This is a genomic window from Methylobacterium sp. NPDC080182, from assembly GCF_050281105.1.
Taxonomy (GTDB): Bacteria; Pseudomonadota; Alphaproteobacteria; order Rhizobiales; family Beijerinckiaceae; genus Methylobacterium.
The window spans coordinates 1-15,999 of the sequence record NZ_JBNNWO010000021.1 but is presented as its reverse complement, the minus strand read 5'-3'; the positions used below and the strand labels follow the sequence as shown (position 1 = coordinate 15,999).

Genomic DNA, 15,999 nt, shown 5'->3' with positions numbered 1-15,999 from the left:
TCACCGGCTGACCTGGAAGACGTCACCGGCTGTTTCCGTCGGTCACACGGTGATCGGCCAACCCCCGGGCCGTTTGGGTTTTTCGTCGGTGTCGTATCAATGGGAGGCCTCTCAAGCGGAGGCGGACCATGTCGAGCAACGACCACGACCCGAACAGCGCCCCTAAAGAGGGGCCGAAGAAGCCCGACTGGACCCCCGGACGGCGCCTGTCGCGCAAGGGCATGCCTCGGACTCGCGGCGAGGATCTGAACGCCCACGCGAAGGTCGAAGCCCAGCGCAAGGCCGCTCGGCGCGCGGCCGGGACGCCCAGCCGCGACGACGTCGCCCGCGCGGCTCTGCACGCAATCCTGACGTGCACCGCATCCGGCCCCAACGCTGCCCTGATGCAGCACCTCCAAGACCTGATCGTCGAGCTATTGCGGCATGCGCACTTCAACACGGACGAAGCCCGCCGCGTCCTGGCTGACATGCTCGTGAGGGCCGATCGGGACCGGGTGGAGTGGGTATACCTCCGAGAATACCGTGCTTGGCGCGAAGGCGGCGGCAAGGGGAAGTGCCCCGGGCGGCACGCGGACGACGTGAAGATCCCGCGTCGACCGAACGGCACCATGCCTTGGACGTACACGGAGCCGCGTCCGCTGGGCTCGCGTCGCACCTTGCGCCGGCGGAGAGGGGCACCGGATGATGCCGCCTGACGGTCACCGGCTGACGCCTACTAACGGGGGGCCGAGGTAAATCCTGGGTGCGCCAGGATCCTCAGCCGATCGCCCAGAACAACGGGAGCGCGCCGGCTATGAACAGGGCCGAGGAGAGGAGCACGGCGAGGGGCTCGCGGTGATGGAGAACGAAGGCGTGAGGGCTGGCGAACATGGCGAGGCCGGATCGGGAGCGATGTCAGCACGCTCGCTCCTGAACCTTGACGGATCAGGGGCAGTTCGCGCCGTCCACAGGTGATGGCTGATCGCTGTCGCCACCGGGCCACATCCTTTTGGATGTGTTCGGGCGCACCTCGCGGAGCCGGCGTCAGGCATAGCCCTTCCTCAAGGCCGCTATCGCCCCTCTGCGGCCCGATCCAGCGGCGCAGTGACCTCACGGGTTACTGCGCCGTTGTCGTTCCGTCCAACCGAACGCAGGTCACGCCGCCCGTACGGTGGCGAGGAACCGCTCGACCTCGGCGGACAGGTGCTCGGACTGGCGGGACAGCTCCGAGGCGGCGCCCAGAACCTGGCTCGCCGCCGCGCCGGTCTCCTCCGCGGCGTTGGCCACGCCGGCGATGTTGCTGGTCACCTCGCCGGTGCCCTGCGCGGCCTGGGTGACGTTGCGGACGATTTCCTGCGTCGCCGCGCCCTGCTCCTCGACGGCGGCCGCGATCGAGGTGGCGACGCTGTTGATCTCGCGGATGCGCCCGGTGATCGTCCCGATGGCGGAGACCGCCTGACCGGTCACGCCCTGGATCCGGCCGATCTGACTGGAGATCTCCCCGGTCGCGCGGGCGGTCTGCTCCGCCAGCGCCTTCACCTCGGAGGCGACGACCGCGAAGCCGCGGCCCGCCGCGCCCGCGCGGGCGGCCTCGATCGTGGCGTTCAGCGCCAGGAGGTTGGTCTGACCGGCGATCGAGGAGATCAGGCCAACCACGTCGCCGATCTTAGCCACGGCGCTGCTGAGTTCCTGCACGAGGGCGCTCGTCTCATCGGCCTCGGTGGCGGTGGAGCGGGCTAGCTCGGCCGAACCCTGGACCTGGCGCCCGATCTCCTGGACGGAGGCGCCGAGCTCCTCGGCGGCGGCCGCGACGGTGCTGACGTTCGAGGCGGCCTCCTCGGCGGCGGCCGCGACCGCGCCGGACTGCGCCGAGGTCTGGCCTGCCATGGCCGACATGGAGCCGGCGGTGGCCTGCAGCTCCGTCGCGGAGGCGGAGACCTGCCCGACGATGCCGCCGACCGCCGCTTCGAAGCTGTCGGCCATCTGGCGCATGCCGATCCGGCGCTGCTCCTCAGCGGCGAGGCGTGCCTGGGCGGTTTCCGCTTCGAGCTGACGGGTTTGGATCAGGTTGTCTTTGAAGACCTGGACAGCGCCCGCCATCGCGCCGATCTCGTCGCGGCGCGCCGTCTCCGACACCTCAACCGCCACATTGCCGGATGCTAGATGTCGCATGATGCTTTCAAGGCGCTTCAGCGGCTTGAGACTTCGGCGCACGAGGAACCAGAACGCAACGCTACAGCCAGCTGCCAGCAGTACGCCAATCAGGGCGGCCTCTGTCCGCACTCGGCTGACGACGGCTAGATAATCTGCTTGTTTCACCCCCGTGTAGAGGACGCCGATCGTGCTTCCGTCAGCCGCGGCGATCGGATCGTAGGCAGTGAAATACGGAACCCCAAGGATCTCGGCCTTGCCTCTGAACGGGCGCCCCTGCTTTAGCACGGCGTCGTAGACCGGGCCGGTAGCCAACCGTGTACCGACTGCGCGTGCCCCATCTGGCTTGGTGACGTTGGTGGCGATGCGTGTATCGCCGAGGAAGACGGTCGCGGTGCCGCCAATGATGGCTTGAACACGGTCGACGGCAGGATCGTCCTGGCTGATGCGGTGGGATCCGATCTGCAGATGTCCGTCTACGAGGCTGAAGCGCTCTGAGCCGCCTTCATCGACCAGGGTCTGACGCAGCAGGCGCATGTTGCTCTCCAGCACGGTGGACGCGTGCTGAGTCATGTCGGCTTCAACCTCGCGGAGGATCAGGCCAACCGTACAGATGGAGGCGAGGCTGAGTAGACCGGCTCCGACGAGGCTCAGACGGACTGGCAGCGAGACGCTAGGCCAAGCAATACGGTGAGGCATCCAACGGCTCTCATGGCGTGAGGCCGATCTCATCGTGACGAACCGACACGTCGCACCCACTTAATGTCTAGGTACCTGCCGGCCGTGACAAAGGATCGCGTAGTCTAGAGAAGAGTAAGTTCTAGGATCAATTTGTCCCAGACATCTAGCTCTGCCCTTACCTGTGCCCGGGTTAAATACCTATTAAAGCTGCGGTAATTAGGTGTTTTGTCGCTCGGATGGCTTGTTTTGATCTAAACATCAACTTGAAATTGCTAATTTCGATGCCGCTCGCACCGAGAAGATGTAAGCTGAACAGAAACGTATTAGGTCTGATAATATGCGCCTAACGGCTGCAGCTCAGGCTCAGGTGTTTCGCCGAGCTCGATCGGCTTCCTCAGCCGCCACCGCCTCAACCGCGGCGATGACGTTCTCAAGCTCGGCGACCTGATGGATCGCGCTCTGCGCCGGCAGGCCGTCATGTTCGGCCATCGCCAGGATGAGCGTGCGCTGGTGCGCCTTGAGGCGTTCGAGGAGGGCGTCGAGCTTGTCGGGCATGGGCAGACCTGTAGCTGCAAGATGACGGTAGGGCCAATGCGAGCGCCTCGACACCCACCGTGACGTTCGCCATCCTGAAGATATGCTCGAGCGACAGGATCGGACCTACGACCCACAGAAGAGGCTCGCCTCACGGAGAGGCTTGGCTGTGCACGCTCGATCTCTTGCCCGTGGTCGCCGCTCTGTCGCGCACTGCGGACTGGTCATGCTCACGCTCACGAGCTGCAATGTGGTCGCCGGGCCGACCAAGGCGCCTGAAGCTACGCTGCCTCAAGATGCCACTCGTCTCGACCAAGCCGCACGGATGATCGTCCGCGTAACCCTCATCGGTCGGAATTGCGCGCCGTTCTACGCTGTCGATCAAGCCCAACTGCAGGAGATCGGAACTACGCTCTTCTCGCAGTCGCTCGATCGCTTCGGTCAGGACCGGCTGCTGAAGGCCATGAATGTCGCTGAGACTGAAGACACTGCGGCGCTCCGCGAGAGCGGTGCCGCGTTCTGGTGTCCTCTCCAGCGGGCCTACCTCAACAGCCTGAGAATGCGAGGTTTGATCGGGCGACAGCGGTAAGGGCTTGGGCCATCTGACGCTCGGACCCCGACGGCAACGCCTCAGACGCCGCGAACCCCTGCGTCGCGCAGCACCCCGTAGAACCTGCCCGGGTCGAACATCGCCTTGGCCTGCTGCAGGCCGATGGGGCTCGGCCGCCCCGGCTGGGCGAGCTGCATCCCGCCGCCCTTCTGTCCCTGCTTCTGCTGACCTGCCGCCGCAGCTTTCAGGGCGTTCCCGATCTGGACGTACTGATTGCCCGGCTGTTGGGGCTGGGCCACCGGATCCGAGGAGAACCCGACCGGATTGGGCGCGAGCGCCATCGGTTGAGCGGACAGCGAGGCCACACCCGGCATGGCCGAAGCCTGTCCCGGCACGACTGCGCCCCGACCGACGATGCCGTTTAAGCCGAAGCCGCCGCGCTGGGCGGTCGAACCCATCAAGCCCCCGCGTGAGGCTGCCAGCGCCGGCAAGGTTCCCCCACCGCCGCCGCCGAAGCTGTTGGCGTAGGCCTGAGGCGTCGCCAGCCTGGCGGCGTTCTCACCACCGGAGCGGTTGGTCAGTTTCCCCGGGCAGCCTCCTGCAGGATCAGCTTGTCGAGCGTGAGATCCGCAATCGCCTTCCGGAGCCGCTGGTTCTCGGTCTCCAGATCCTTCATGCGCCGGACCTGGTCGCTCTTCAGGCCGCCGTACTCCTTGCGCCAGCGGTAGTACGTCACCTCCGTCACGCCAATCGTGCGGATCGCGTCCCCGACGCTCTGGCCCTGAGAGACCAGCACATCCACCTGCCGCAGCTTGGCGACGACATCCTCCGGCTTGTGCCGCTTCGTTCCCATCTGTCCGTCCTCGTCCTGGCCTGAAAGCCATACCTCAGGGCGGACCACTTCACTGGGGGCGGATCACTCGCGGATGGCAGCCAGACGACGTTGTAACGTGACAACTTTCAACGTGGTCGCGTGGTCGATGAGGTAGGCCAGGACAGCAGCTGGGCTTGCCGGCAGAGACGGCTCACCACGCATCTCGCACCAGGCTGCGAAGGCGCGCACATCGGAAGCGTAGGCGCGCCGCGTGTTCGCTGCTCGAGACTGATCCGCATACTCGCGCGCCCGGCCGGCGAACGCCTGAAGCCCGGTCGATGAGGGGAGGGCGACTTCGGTGCTCAAGGCTGAGGGTCCTCGGCTAGCGGCTCGCCCCCGTCGATCGCCGAAACGATTTGCTTCCGAACGAGCTTCAGCGCGGCTTGCACCGGATCAGCCCAGTCAGGTCGCTTGGCTTTCTCGATAGCGTCAGTCGGCACGACGACGAAGAACCGCGTCCGCTCCTTGGAGCGCGCATGCCAGAAGCCACGAACCTCGACGCCATCCGCCACCGGCCGCGCCTTGACGACGAACTCCTGCCCGGCGTGTGAGAAGGGAAGGCGAGGCAGCGTCGACGGCATGGGATCTGCTGGTGTCCGATAATCTCTTCTTATCGGACCTTAGTTTGAGATGTGGGAACTGCCAACGGGATCGCGCTGTCACGTCGTAACGTGGTCTTGTGGAGGCGTGGCACTGGTTTTTTGATCGGACTATCGCCGGCCAATGACCTGCGGACGCGGTCGGGATGTGCGCGAGACCGGGCGAGCCGTGATGATATGGCCGCCCGGTCAGCATCGGAAGCTTCAGTCTGCCGTTGACGCCGACGTGTCAGGACGTCGACCACTCGCGCATGACCTCATCCGCTGGTCGGTCGAGATGAACCTTTCCCCCCTCGATCGATTGCACAAAATCGACCGGGATGAAGTGGTGCAGGCCCCCCGCGGCCGCGTCCTTCTTGGTCAACTTGATCTCGCCCTTGTCGATATGATCGACGGTTCCGACGTGTTTCCCGTCCGAGCCAACTACCTCGGCATGCTCCTGGATCTGCGCGACATCGACCATCGGTTTCACTCCCTGTTGAGCAGCCGTAACTGGAGTCCAAACGGCGATGTTCCGGCTCAATTGGCTGGCCCCGAATGAGTGAGCGCGGAGGCCGGTCATGGACGGGGCAGGGGCTCCGCGGTAGGCCTCCGGCATGGCCAAAGAGATCCCCAGCGTCGGCGACCTGCGCCGCAAAGCCGAGATCACGGACGAGGAGATCGAAGCGGCGACGGCCGCCTACCTGAAGGACGAGAGCGCCAAGCCGTTCGCCTTCAAGTCCGGCCATACCGCCGATGTGGCGAAGGCAATCGAGATGCACCCACAGGCCAAGAAGCTGCTGGCAATTGAGGCGACGACGCCCGGCCTGCGACGCACGATGGTGAAGACCGCCGTTATCATGGGCCTCCCCGTTCAGGGGTGAACGAGGCCGACCCCAGCCTAGCCACACACGTCGGCCGGTCTGCTCACGGGGCGGGGTATTAAGTGGCCAATCGCAAGCGGCGCATGTGATCCCCGAGTTCAAGACTGATCCCCGCTTGAAAGCCGATGTGCCATGCTCGGACTTCAGCCGCTGGCATTCCGGCTTTCAGATGCCCTTCGGCCACGATGTTCCCGACTGCTCCCAGCCGGCTCATGACGCCTTGAAGACCTCCTGTCTCGGCGCTCGCCGTCTTGATCATCTCGCTCGCTGCAAGCCGGCCAGCCTTCTCGCCGCGAGTGGCGGCAGGTAGCGGTTCGCTCTGCGGCGGCATGGGTCTCGATGGCCTCACTTATAAGAGCCGATACGCAACGCGGCTCGCGGGGCTAGATGGCGGGCGTCGGTTGCCGGATTGTGCGAGCATACTCTACGCGTCCGTCCCAGGTTGAGACCGGGCGGCGCGCTGCTCAGCGACACGGAGCGGCGAGAGTGGACGACGAGGACTACGACTTCGAGACTTCCCCCCCTATCGGGCCTCTTCACCCGCGACGGACATGAGGTTGAGGTCGAGATCTACCGCCTTGCCGGCACACAGGATCGCTGGCGGATGGAGGTGGTGCATTTCTCCGGCTGCACCCGTTGGCAGGACACGTTCGCCACAGACACAGATGCACACGCGGCCTTCCTTGCGACGGTCGAAGCCACTGGGATCGGTCCCTTCGTCGGCGATCGGCCTAAGACGATGAACTGATCGACATTTCAGCTTGAAAAAGCCCGCTCCGGCGGACCGGGCGGGCTAATCCAGATCCGCGCCAGTGGGGGCAAGGGCTTGGATCCAACGGCATTTTGCACGTCGAAGGTAAAGAAAAGCCCCGCGCAGCACTGCCGGCGGGGCGGAAGGTGTTGAGTCTCGATTGGGCGGACACGGTAGCGGTTGAACCCGAACAGTCACCCTTCATTTGATGGGCAACGGAGACTTAGAAACCCTCCTCATCGGCCACCGCCCCTTTTGGCGAACTCCCATACCGGGATGCCCCACTGCTGGCCGACCTTGTTCCGGTAGCCAGTCAGCCGCTCGAACAAGATCCGCTGCGCTTCGACGCCTCGGACAGGCTCGCTCACCACCATGAGCACCCCGCAGTAGTCCACGCGCAGGGTGCCGTGCTCCGGATGCACCGCGAACAGCTCAGGGGCCGTCCAGCCGAGCCGATGCGCCTCGGCCCCAAATTGCTCGCAGAAGACCACGGCGTTCGCCCGTAGTGCGGTCCATCGAGCTGGGAGGAGATACCGGCAGGGGGAGGCGTGCTCTGACAGATCCTCGAGCGCGCTGCGCCACAGGGCGGCGGCGTCGGGGAGCATGGTGGGGGCGAAACTGGAAGCCATCCCACGGCCTACGGCGAGCGTAGCCATTAAACCATGCGGCCAGAAGCGACCTTGCCCAACATGGATTGAGGCGAATCCCTCCAGGGATCCTTAATCAATCAGAGCGGCTAAACCGTTGCTGGAGCAGCGAAGTTGGATGATTGTCTGCCGCTTTCTTGGGAATGGGGCTCGGGGGATCGTGAGCCGACAACTTCCGATCCGTGCCCGCATCCTCACCGCTCTTACCGACGAGCCGATCAGCACTCTGCAGCTTGCCGAGCGGGCCGGCATCACAGCGCGCCGACGGGGCGAGGTCGTCAAACTGGCGTGCGGTGTCCTGGAGGGTGAAGGTCTGGTCGAACGAGTGGGTGGCCGCCGTCATCCGAAGTGGCGCAGGCGGCTCCTCTCGGCAGCGGAAAGATGCGCGAAGCCGGTTGGTCTTTAGACAGCCAGGCCGTGTCGCGCGATCAGAGAACTCTTCCGCCATCAGTCCGCACAGAGTGTCTTTGCCTAGAGGCCGCGCCTTCGATCCCATCGGCCCCTCCTTAGGGCGTGCATGCCACCTCAGCGTGCATCAATAGTACGATCTATCCGTTTTGGTAGTGTCATACACGCAACAGTAGTGAAGTCTTAAATTTAATCCCCTTGAGGTTGTCTTCAAAGGTCTATTAACTCACGTTAGGACGAACCAAGGCGGGTCCGGTGGTGCCAAAGCTTAAGCTCGCAAGTGGACAGACCTCTCCTGAAGCGTTTCAAGCCGCGCTCGATGCGCTCGACGTGATTGGTAGGTGGGAGTGGAATGCGGCGACCGATCGAGCCCGTGTTGATGGGTTCGTGGCGCTGCTGTTCGATGTCGATCCCGACGAAGCTGAGCAGGGTGTGCTGCTCTCGCTCTTCATCGACAGCATACACCCAGATGACCGCGAGCGCATTTTCGCTCAGATCCGCCGCTGCCGCGCTGACGGCGGCACATATCTCGCCGAATACCGAGTGATATCGGCCGATGGCCAGACGCGCTGGGTCCTAGATCGAGGCCGCTTCAGCATTGATCATCTCGGCCGGTCGGTAGGCGGTGCTGGCATCTTGGTGGACATAACCCAGATGCGGATGTCTGAGGACGCGTTCAGCGAAGTCGAAACCCATTCGATGGAACGGCCGCTGGACCGGGCGGCCGAGCACGCTATCGCCGCCCAACAGGCGATCGTGGAGTTGCAGGACGCTGAGTTGAAGGCACGGGCGGACAAGCTGCTGATGGCGCTCGGACGCAGGCTCGCCCAGCAGGAGGTTCGGGAACGGCGTCGGCGGATGAACTGAGGGCTGCCATTCTGTCGCGCCAGTCCGCTCGGCCGCAGGCTGGTGCGAGCCATCTCGCCATGGCCCCCCCCCCGGGCATGGCGACGCTTGAGGATCAGACCTGTGAAGCGAAGATCGAGGGTGCCTGGCGTCAGATCAGCGTCGCTGAGGCAAAGAGCGCTTTCGTGATGGCGCCGAAGCGATGCCCGTCCTGCCGCGGTGCGGTGGTCCTTTCGGCCTCCAACGCCGAACACCGCCGCCGGAGGTTGACCCATCGCAGGGTACATACCGGCTGCGCACAGGACCCGAAGCGGTACTCTGGCACGCCATCGCCGCATCCTCAGGCACTCATCTGAGTGGCGGCTTGGGTCGGTACGACCTCGATCAGGAACGCTTTGTGGGCGCACGGTGTTCGGAGCTGGTAGTTCCACCGGCAAGGAAGGCGTGCATGGACGTTTGGCAACTCATCGAGCGCGACCATGAGAACATTGGTGGCCTGATCCGTGAGATACCATACGCACTCAACGATCCCAGAGCGGTCGGCAGCCGCGAGCAGATGCTGGCTGATCTCATGGACGAGCTTGATCTGCATGCCATCGGCCTTGGTGCCAGCTTGTATGGCCCATTGAGCCGGGAGAGCCAGACGCGCACGCTGATCGAAGACTTGAACCGCGGCCACGCTGAGTTCAGGCGACAACTCCAGCAGCTCGCCCGTCGCCGTAGGGCGGACTCGGCTGGCTGGCTCGACACCTTTGAGGATGTCACGTTCCTCGTGGATCAGCACCTGCATCGCCACGTGCATGAGTTGATCCCCGCAGCCCAGATGCTTTTCGCGCCCGAGGAGGTTGCCGCTGCCACACGGGCGTTCGTGCGGGCCAAAAAGAACGCGCTTCAGTCGCGGCGGCGAGGCACCGTGGCGGGAGGCATGTCGAGCGAGTTCGCCCTTATCGCGACGCTCGCCGGCGTGGCAGCCGGCCTCGGCTATCTGGTCTGGAACGGCGGACGCTTTGGCCGGTCGACATCTGACAGAACGGCCGAGGCTGGGGAGCGTGTTTCCCAGCGGGCGACCCGCCCTATGCCGCGGTGAAGACGGTGTGGGGCATGCCGGTGGATGAGCCGCTCGCCTGAAGCGAGGCCATTCCGTCGCCCGATTTGACGATAGAAGCCCGCCCTGGTGTTCCAGATGCGGGCTTGATGCGACTGCGCCGACGAGGCCGCACCGCGAGACCGTACATCCGGGTCTCGGTGCTGCTCTGCCGACGCTCAGCCCCCCAGCCGATCGCTGGTAGCTACCTCGGCCGTTATGGTTAACAGAAGGTTGCTGAAGGTCGAATTGCTCGTGGAAGGGGCGCTCTCCGACGAGCCGCCTGAGCACCTTGGCTTTCGGCCGCAGAGGGGGCTGCGTAGCCGCTGAAACTATCGAGCCGACACATCCGTTCTGCGGTGGCGCAGCCGTCTCCGGCGGCGCGATCTCCGGACCAGTCTGTCACACGTACCCCGACCCTGATCCTCGCGGCTGGGCTAACGGCAGGCGCGTTCCTCCCAGCGGATGCCGCGACGAAAAAAGTGCAGATACCGAACCAGTTCGATGGCTTCTGGACCATCGTTGCCACCACTGCGGAAGGACCCTGCTCAGCCAGCACGAGCTACAAGGTGCAGATCAAGGACAGCGACGCGTCGATCCCCGGGGAGGAGGTCGACATCGATGGCGGTGTCTCGGCGGCCGGCGCCGTACAAGCCACGATCACCCAGGGCTCGAATAAGGTGCCGATCGCCGGCAGTTTGACCGCGAAGGGCAGCGGCAGCGGCACTTGGCGCACGTTTGGTGGCTTGGTCGAGTGCAGCGGCAACTGGAGCGCGAAGCGTTCTAGCTAGGCATTTTATGATGAAGCCACACGGCCTTCACGGAGTGGAGAGGCGCTTCGTGTTCGCAGCCACGTGCTCACGGTAGCGGGCGACGACCGTTTCGGGCGAGCCGCCGAACATCAGTGTCGTCATCGCCTCGCCGGCGGCGTGAACCTTCTCAATCACCATAGACTGAGCCTCAGCCAGTCCTTCGCTACCGCCCCAGGCCAGACGAACCAAACGCAGTTCGATGACGCGCTGCGCCTCAATGGCCAGCATCAGCGACGAGAAGAAGGGATTGTACACGGCACGTCCTGGCCGCCGGATCGCGGCGAAGCTTGAACACATCACATCGTGAGAAAGATCCGGCGCTCGGTCGCATGCCCGCCCTGCATCTCAGCCTCATCGGCCGATCTGATCACGGGCTGACCACGCCATATCGCTAGCTCGTGATCGCCCTACCTATATCCGGCAACACGCTCGCTACAACCGGACGGCATGGTTACCGGTATGACCTTGCCAACAGCTCAAGCCCTTGGCGTCATGGCCTGCGCCATGATCGCGTCCGCCATTTACCTGGCGTCCCTCGTACACGGCGTCAGATCAGAGGATAGCGACCCACACTAGGCAAGCGCGACTGCGACGGCGAGGCCGCACCGAGGCCAGGGGGGGTAGGCCATAGAGCTGCTCTGCCGTCGCTCGGCCCCTCGACCGATCGCTGTCGGCAGCATGACCCCGCATGGTTAACGGCCCGTCAACGGGTGTTGCTCTGTTCGCGTCTGCCCATGACAGATGGCCGGTTGATGCCGGTGTTCTCGGCCACCCGTCTCGCTATGTTCTGCTCCCGTTCTAGTACTACAGTTGCATATCAAAGCGTGATGTGGTGTCCGTCGTCAGATGATTTGAGACGACTTGAAGCGCTCAGGAGCGGAGGCTCTGGTCCTTCTGGGTTGAAGGGTTAGGCAGCCTGCGCGTGGTGGCGCAAGCGGCTATCGATGAGGGTCTGGCGCTTGATCCGCGCCCGCTCCTGCAGGATGGCCTCGCCGCGGCCGAAGTAGACGTCGGCGGGGGTGAGGTTGCCCAGGCTCTCGTGAGCCCGAGCTTGGTTGTAAGGCTCGACGAAGGCGGCAACCCGCGCGACCAGTTCGCCGGGCAGTTAGGCGTGTTCGAGCAGGATGCGGTTCTTGAGCGTCTGGTGCCAGCGCTCGATCTTGCCCTGCGTTTGAGGATGGCGGGGCGCGCCGCGGATATGGGTCATGCCCCGGCTGCCGAGCCAGTCGGCCAGATCACCCGCGACGTAGCTAGGCCCGTTGTCGGAGAGCAGCCGCGGCCGATGCGCCACCTGCACATGATCGAGCCCGGCCGCCGCCAGCGCGAGGTCGAGCGTGGCGGTGACGTCGCCGACCTGCATCGTCGCGCACAGCTTCCACGCCACGATGTAGCGCGAGAAGTCATCGAGCACGGTCGAGAGGTCGTACCAGCCCCAGCCGATCACCTTCAGACAGGTGAAGTCCGTCTGCCAGAGTTGGTTGGGTGCGGTGGTCTTGTCCTGGAACTCGTTGGCGGCTTTGATCACGATGTAAGCCGGGCTGGTGATCAGATCCTGGGCCTTGAGCAGGCGGTAGACGGTCGCCTCCGAGACGAAGTAGCGCCGCTCGTCGGTGAAGCGCACTGCCAATTCGCGTGGGCTGAGTTCTGGCTCCTCCAGTGCGAGAGCGACGATCTGATCGCGAACCTCGGCGGGCAACCGGTTCCGGACCCGGCTGGGTCGGGACGGGCGATCCGCCAATGCCTCGGGGCCGCCACGCTGGAAAGCGTCGTACCACCGGTAGAACGTCGCCCGGGTGACGCCGAGCTTGTCCAAGGTGGAGCGCACCGGCAGATGGGATTGCTCGACCAGCCGGATGATCTCCAGCTTCTTGGAGGCCGGGTACCTCATGCCTCGTCGCCCCCAGCCCCGGTCATACTTTTTTCAGCAGGCGGTTTTCCAGGACGAGATCGGCCACGACCTCCTTCAGCGCACCCGCCTCGCGACGCAGGTCCTGGACCTCGTCGGCGGTCGCGGCACGGGCCGTGTCGCCGGCCAGCCGCTTCTTGCCGGCCTCCAGGAAGTCCTTGGACCAGCCATAGTACATCGAGCTGGCGATGCCCTCGCGCCGGCACAGCTCGGCGATGCTGTCCTCACCGCGCAGGCCATCCAGCACGATGCGGATCTTCTCTTCGGCCGAGAACTGCCGGCGCGTGACGCGGCGAATGTCTTTGATCACGGCTTCTGCCGGCTTCCGCGCCGGCCCGGACGTCTGTTTCATCTTCGCTCCTGGGGGCTACGATGAACCAGCCATCCTCCGTTCGTGAAGACCCTCAATCTGTCTCAGGAGTGCTGACGGCGGACAATCGCCTACCTCGACATGCTGATCGCCACGAAGAAGCTGCACGCGGCCGAGGGTGCGGCGGAGCGGCAGCGGAAGAGCAGGTAAAGGCGCTGACGGCGCAGTGCCTAACCGCCAGCGACCGGCACGGTGACACGCACATCGACGCTGCAGACCATCCCGCCTGTCTCGTCAAAAACCTCTAGGTACCAAGCGTCGCCGAACATTCGGCGATGGGCTCCCTCCCTCAGGGTCTCCGCTGCGAGTTGAACGGCCATTAGCCGAGCAGCTTCAACGCTGGCCGCGTCTAAGCCTTCAAGGTCAATCTCGCTGTGACCATCATGGACATGGAAGAAGTAGCGCGGTACCCGCGCCTCCACCTGATTCGTTGGGCGGACAATCCCGATAGCCGATCAATGCTACACTACGGTTCTAAACGAATCCGGTCGTATCACTCGCCCGGCCCCGCGGTAGGTTGGAGACTTCAGTAGGTCCGCGCCACAAATTCCCAGATCGGCGTTCCCCAGGTCTGCCCGGGCTTCGTCCGGTAGCTGGAGAACCGGTCGAACACGATACGGTCAGGCTCGACGCCGACCACCAGGCTGTCGTTGACCATCAGCACGCCGGCACACTCAACCCGCAGGAAGCCGTGCTCGGGATGGACGCCGAAGAGTTGCGGCGCGGTCCAGCCGAGCCGGTGTGCCTCGGCGCCGTGCTGGTCGAGGTAGGCCAGGGCGATCGCGCGCATCACTGCCCAACGCGTCGGGGTCAGGTTACGGCACGGCGAGGCGTGCTCGGACAGGCGCTCGATCTGGTCGCGCCAGGAGGCGACGGCGGGCGGGTGGCTGGACCTGACGGGCGGGATAGGCGCCCAGCGTTAACGAGGCGTCACTCACGAACCTGCCCGCGTCATCTTCATCGAAGACAACGGCGAGGTGCCGGGGATGCGGTTGAGGAAAGGCCCTATTGATGCCGGTCGAGTTGCCGCCACCAAAGAAGGAGAAGCCGACGCGAGGCGAACTAGCCGCTGCGCTATGGTATTGGTTTGGTCTGAAAGCCCGGATCTGGCGGCTTAGGCTGCGCTGGTGGGTTCATAGACGGTAGCTGCCCGCCGCCTCGTGGAGGGAAGCGCAATGTCAGGACTGACACGGCAGCGGCCTCCCGATAAGCTGACGGGCGATGCACAAGCTCGCACCCAACAGCCTGTATTGTCTCCGCAACTTGGCGGCGACCGGCCCCGCTTCTATCAGATCAGCGTCTACATGCGGCGCCTTGAGACGCTCGGGTTAGTAGTGACCATCGGTCAAGCGAGGTCGGCAGAGGACAGCGGCGAGTACGAGATTACGGGCGCGGGGCACCAAGAGCTAATCGAACGCTATGGGGCGTCGTGGTCAGAGCCTGCCGAAGATGAGGGCTGATCCGCCTTCGCCATCTGCCGTCAATGGTTCTGCAACACATCGCGGAATCGGTTGCCGGCAGTCGAGGTCGTGACGCGTGCCTCGGTGGCTATCCTGCCGGGATGCGCTACGCTCTGACCGTTCAGGCGTCGGCCATCGGGCAATCTGGCCCATCCTTCCAGGATCTACCGTCGTAGCCCTCCATCCAAGCTCTACGCTCTGGCGACTGGGCTGGGTACGGACATGCGTCTTTCGGGCGCCTGATCGCGCGAGCGTGAGCCCCTTCAGAAATGGCCTTCAGGATCGGCGGCTGGCGCATATCCATGTCACCCTCCTTCAGACAGAGTACGTCTTAAAGGTAGAACCTGAGGGGAGGCTGCGGGGATCCTCGGACTGCTGCCAGTAGTTTGTCACCATCGCAAAGGCGTCGCGGTATATGCGACGCTGCAAAATCGGTGTATGGGTAGTGGCCGTAGCTTCATGAGGGCCTAGCCATGCTGAGGTCATTCGAAGAACGCGAGCGCGCGGCCGAGCTTATCTATATACATGGCGAGGAGATGCGGTTCACAAGCCACATCGCTGGCATCCGAGCGGTCGCTGAGCTAGCCATACGTTTGCTGGGTCTGGATGGAATGACATCAGAGGCCTATGCGCGGGCACTGATCGCCGCAAGGATCGAGGGATTGAAGCCTGCTGCGCTGCTGGAGCGTGTCCGAGCCGATTTGGCTGCAAACGGTGTGGAAGTGCCGCTCGCGGATTTGGAAGCTGAGATGGTTCAGACCTCAGCACAGCGCAGCTTCGCGGATGGCCGGATGGCTAGCCCAACCTCTCCTCATAACTAGCGACTACCGCCAAGGAACGCCGCTGCAGGCTAATCCGTCTTCGACATCTGCCGCCCGTGGTTCTGCACGATGTCGCGGAAGAGCTTGGTCGAGGCAGCGCATGAGGAAGCCCGCCACGGCGGACCGGGCGGGCTGGGAAAATGCTGGGACGGCTCAGCGCGTGCGACGGCGCGGGGCCACGGGGAGCCCGGATAATACCTCCTCGCACATCGTGCCGAGGCTGCTGCGCATGAGGCTCCTCGCCCAAATCCGGCGGCCAGCGTCCATCAGTTCAACAGCCTTGGGCTCCGGAGTCTCTTTTGCGCACGCCTTCATGACCTTCATGAAGGGGTATTCCGCCTTCCGGCCGCATGACTTTTGCGCCTGCAAAAATATTCCATAATTTTGGAAGTTCTTAGGGCAATCATCGTCGGCGAATGCGGCTAACGACGATCCGATTGTCAGCAAAATTGCAAAGCACGATCGCATTGGCGCTTTTATATTCCACTAGGTCGGAAATTGAACTGCGAGAAGGCGGGAGGTCCGCCATCTGAGTGCCCTCGCGGCCCACCTCCCGGGTGTGACGCCCCAGTGAGGGTCCCCCAGATTTTGGTCCGGCCGGAAGGTGAGCTTCCGGATCTCATTCGGCGGCCTGCAGGGCCGCCGCCAGGGCAAATTCCTGGG

General features: G+C 64.2%; 19 protein-coding genes and 2 pseudogenes. 7 read left to right on the top strand and 14 right to left on the bottom strand.

Annotation, left to right across the window (positions count from 1 at the left end; all coding sequences use genetic code 11):
* The first annotated feature begins 128 nt into the window (after positions 1-128).
* The gene (locus ACQKQD_RS28440) at positions 129-695 is read left to right on the top strand and encodes a hypothetical protein (protein WP_427510220.1); all 567 of its coding nucleotides are present in this window, start codon (positions 129-131) and stop codon (positions 693-695) included.
* 439 nt (positions 696-1,134) lie between these two features.
* Here ACQKQD_RS28440 and ACQKQD_RS28435 read toward each other — a convergent pair whose 3' ends face one another.
* Both ACQKQD_RS28435 and ACQKQD_RS28430 read right to left on the bottom strand, forming a co-directional pair.
* Complete coding sequence (locus ACQKQD_RS28435) at positions 1,135-2,829, bottom strand: methyl-accepting chemotaxis protein (RefSeq protein ID WP_427510219.1); 1,695 nt, start codon at positions 2,827-2,829, stop codon at positions 1,135-1,137.
* A gap of 345 nt (positions 2,830-3,174) precedes the next feature.
* Positions 3,175-3,366, bottom strand: coding sequence for a hypothetical protein (locus tag ACQKQD_RS28430; protein WP_427510218.1), 192 nt, complete (start codon positions 3,364-3,366; stop codon positions 3,175-3,177).
* 205 nt (positions 3,367-3,571) lie between these two features.
* Here ACQKQD_RS28430 and ACQKQD_RS28425 point away from each other — a divergent pair, with 205 nt between their 5' ends.
* Entirely contained in the window at positions 3,572-3,934 is a 363-nt protein-coding gene (locus ACQKQD_RS28425) for a hypothetical protein (protein ID WP_427510217.1), read from the top strand.
* A 41-nt stretch (positions 3,935-3,975) separates the two neighbouring features.
* On the opposite strand, the gene ACQKQD_RS28420 is transcribed toward ACQKQD_RS28425, so the two are convergent.
* From ACQKQD_RS28420 to ACQKQD_RS28400, 5 genes and pseudogenes are all read right to left on the bottom strand, one after another.
* Positions 3,976-4,353, bottom strand: coding sequence for a hypothetical protein (locus ACQKQD_RS28420; RefSeq protein WP_427510216.1), 378 nt, complete (start codon positions 4,351-4,353; stop codon positions 3,976-3,978).
* 125 nt (positions 4,354-4,478) lie between these two features.
* A pseudogene (locus ACQKQD_RS28415) lies at positions 4,479-4,748 on the bottom strand (transposase); the annotation flags it as partial.
* Between the two features lie 63 nt (positions 4,749-4,811).
* Positions 4,812-5,075, bottom strand: coding sequence for a site-specific integrase (locus ACQKQD_RS28410; protein WP_427510215.1), 264 nt, complete (start codon positions 5,073-5,075; stop codon positions 4,812-4,814).
* Positions 5,072-5,350, bottom strand: coding sequence for a hypothetical protein (locus tag ACQKQD_RS28405; RefSeq protein WP_091681588.1), 279 nt, complete (start codon positions 5,348-5,350; stop codon positions 5,072-5,074). The genes ACQKQD_RS28410 and ACQKQD_RS28405 overlap by 4 nt, the downstream gene beginning before the upstream one ends.
* A gap of 247 nt (positions 5,351-5,597) precedes the next feature.
* Positions 5,598-5,831: a DUF2171 domain-containing protein gene (locus tag ACQKQD_RS28400; RefSeq protein WP_091681586.1), complete on the bottom strand. Its 234-nt coding sequence runs from the start codon at positions 5,829-5,831 to the stop codon at positions 5,598-5,600.
* Between the two features lie 133 nt (positions 5,832-5,964).
* Between ACQKQD_RS28400 and ACQKQD_RS28395 the strand changes: the two genes are divergently transcribed.
* The gene (locus tag ACQKQD_RS28395) at positions 5,965-6,231 is read left to right on the top strand and encodes a hypothetical protein (RefSeq protein WP_427510214.1); all 267 of its coding nucleotides are present in this window, start codon (positions 5,965-5,967) and stop codon (positions 6,229-6,231) included.
* A gap of 987 nt (positions 6,232-7,218) precedes the next feature.
* On the opposite strand, the gene ACQKQD_RS28390 is transcribed toward ACQKQD_RS28395, so the two are convergent.
* Both ACQKQD_RS28390 and ACQKQD_RS28385 read right to left on the bottom strand, forming a co-directional pair.
* Entirely contained in the window at positions 7,219-7,611 is a 393-nt protein-coding gene (locus ACQKQD_RS28390) for a hypothetical protein (protein ID WP_427510213.1), read from the bottom strand.
* 94 nt (positions 7,612-7,705) lie between these two features.
* Positions 7,706-8,125, bottom strand: a complete 420-nt coding sequence (locus ACQKQD_RS28385; protein WP_427510212.1) for a hypothetical protein — start codon at positions 8,123-8,125, stop codon at positions 7,706-7,708.
* A gap of 167 nt (positions 8,126-8,292) precedes the next feature.
* Between ACQKQD_RS28385 and ACQKQD_RS28380 the strand changes: the two genes are divergently transcribed.
* The 3 genes from ACQKQD_RS28380 to ACQKQD_RS28370 all read left to right on the top strand — a co-directional run bounded on the left by ACQKQD_RS28380 (position 8,293) and on the right by ACQKQD_RS28370 (position 10,758).
* Entirely contained in the window at positions 8,293-8,904 is a 612-nt protein-coding gene (locus ACQKQD_RS28380; protein ID WP_427510211.1) for a PAS domain-containing protein, read from the top strand.
* Between the two features lie 427 nt (positions 8,905-9,331).
* Positions 9,332-9,970 (top strand): hemerythrin domain-containing protein, encoded by a 639-nt coding sequence (locus tag ACQKQD_RS28375; protein WP_427510210.1) that lies wholly within the window; start codon positions 9,332-9,334, stop codon positions 9,968-9,970.
* 479 nt (positions 9,971-10,449) lie between these two features.
* Positions 10,450-10,758, top strand: a complete 309-nt coding sequence (locus tag ACQKQD_RS28370; protein ID WP_427510209.1) for a heme utilization protein — start codon at positions 10,450-10,452, stop codon at positions 10,756-10,758.
* Positions 10,759-10,785: 27 nt separating this feature from the next.
* Here ACQKQD_RS28370 and ACQKQD_RS28365 read toward each other — a convergent pair whose 3' ends face one another.
* The 5 genes and pseudogenes from ACQKQD_RS28365 to ACQKQD_RS28345 form a co-directional block, all read right to left on the bottom strand.
* Positions 10,786-11,034 (bottom strand): hypothetical protein, encoded by a 249-nt coding sequence (locus ACQKQD_RS28365; protein WP_091681576.1) that lies wholly within the window; start codon positions 11,032-11,034, stop codon positions 10,786-10,788.
* Between the two features lie 652 nt (positions 11,035-11,686).
* Positions 11,687-13,037: pseudogene (locus ACQKQD_RS28360) on the bottom strand (IS3 family transposase).
* A gap of 188 nt (positions 13,038-13,225) precedes the next feature.
* Positions 13,226-13,477 (bottom strand): DUF6894 family protein, encoded by a 252-nt coding sequence (locus tag ACQKQD_RS28355; protein WP_427510208.1) that lies wholly within the window; start codon positions 13,475-13,477, stop codon positions 13,226-13,228.
* Between the two features lie 104 nt (positions 13,478-13,581).
* The gene (locus tag ACQKQD_RS28350; RefSeq protein ID WP_427510207.1) at positions 13,582-13,848 is read right to left on the bottom strand and encodes a hypothetical protein; all 267 of its coding nucleotides are present in this window, start codon (positions 13,846-13,848) and stop codon (positions 13,582-13,584) included.
* Positions 13,849-14,636: 788 nt separating this feature from the next.
* Complete coding sequence (locus ACQKQD_RS28345) at positions 14,637-14,813, bottom strand: ribosome modulation factor (RefSeq protein WP_427510259.1); 177 nt, start codon at positions 14,811-14,813, stop codon at positions 14,637-14,639.
* 175 nt (positions 14,814-14,988) lie between these two features.
* On the opposite strand from ACQKQD_RS28345, the gene ACQKQD_RS28340 reads away from it, so the two are divergent.
* On the top strand, positions 14,989-15,336 hold the full coding sequence (locus ACQKQD_RS28340) for an ATPase inhibitor subunit zeta (protein ID WP_427510206.1): 348 nt from the start codon (positions 14,989-14,991) through the stop codon (positions 15,334-15,336).
* The last annotated feature ends 663 nt before the right edge of the window (positions 15,337-15,999 follow it).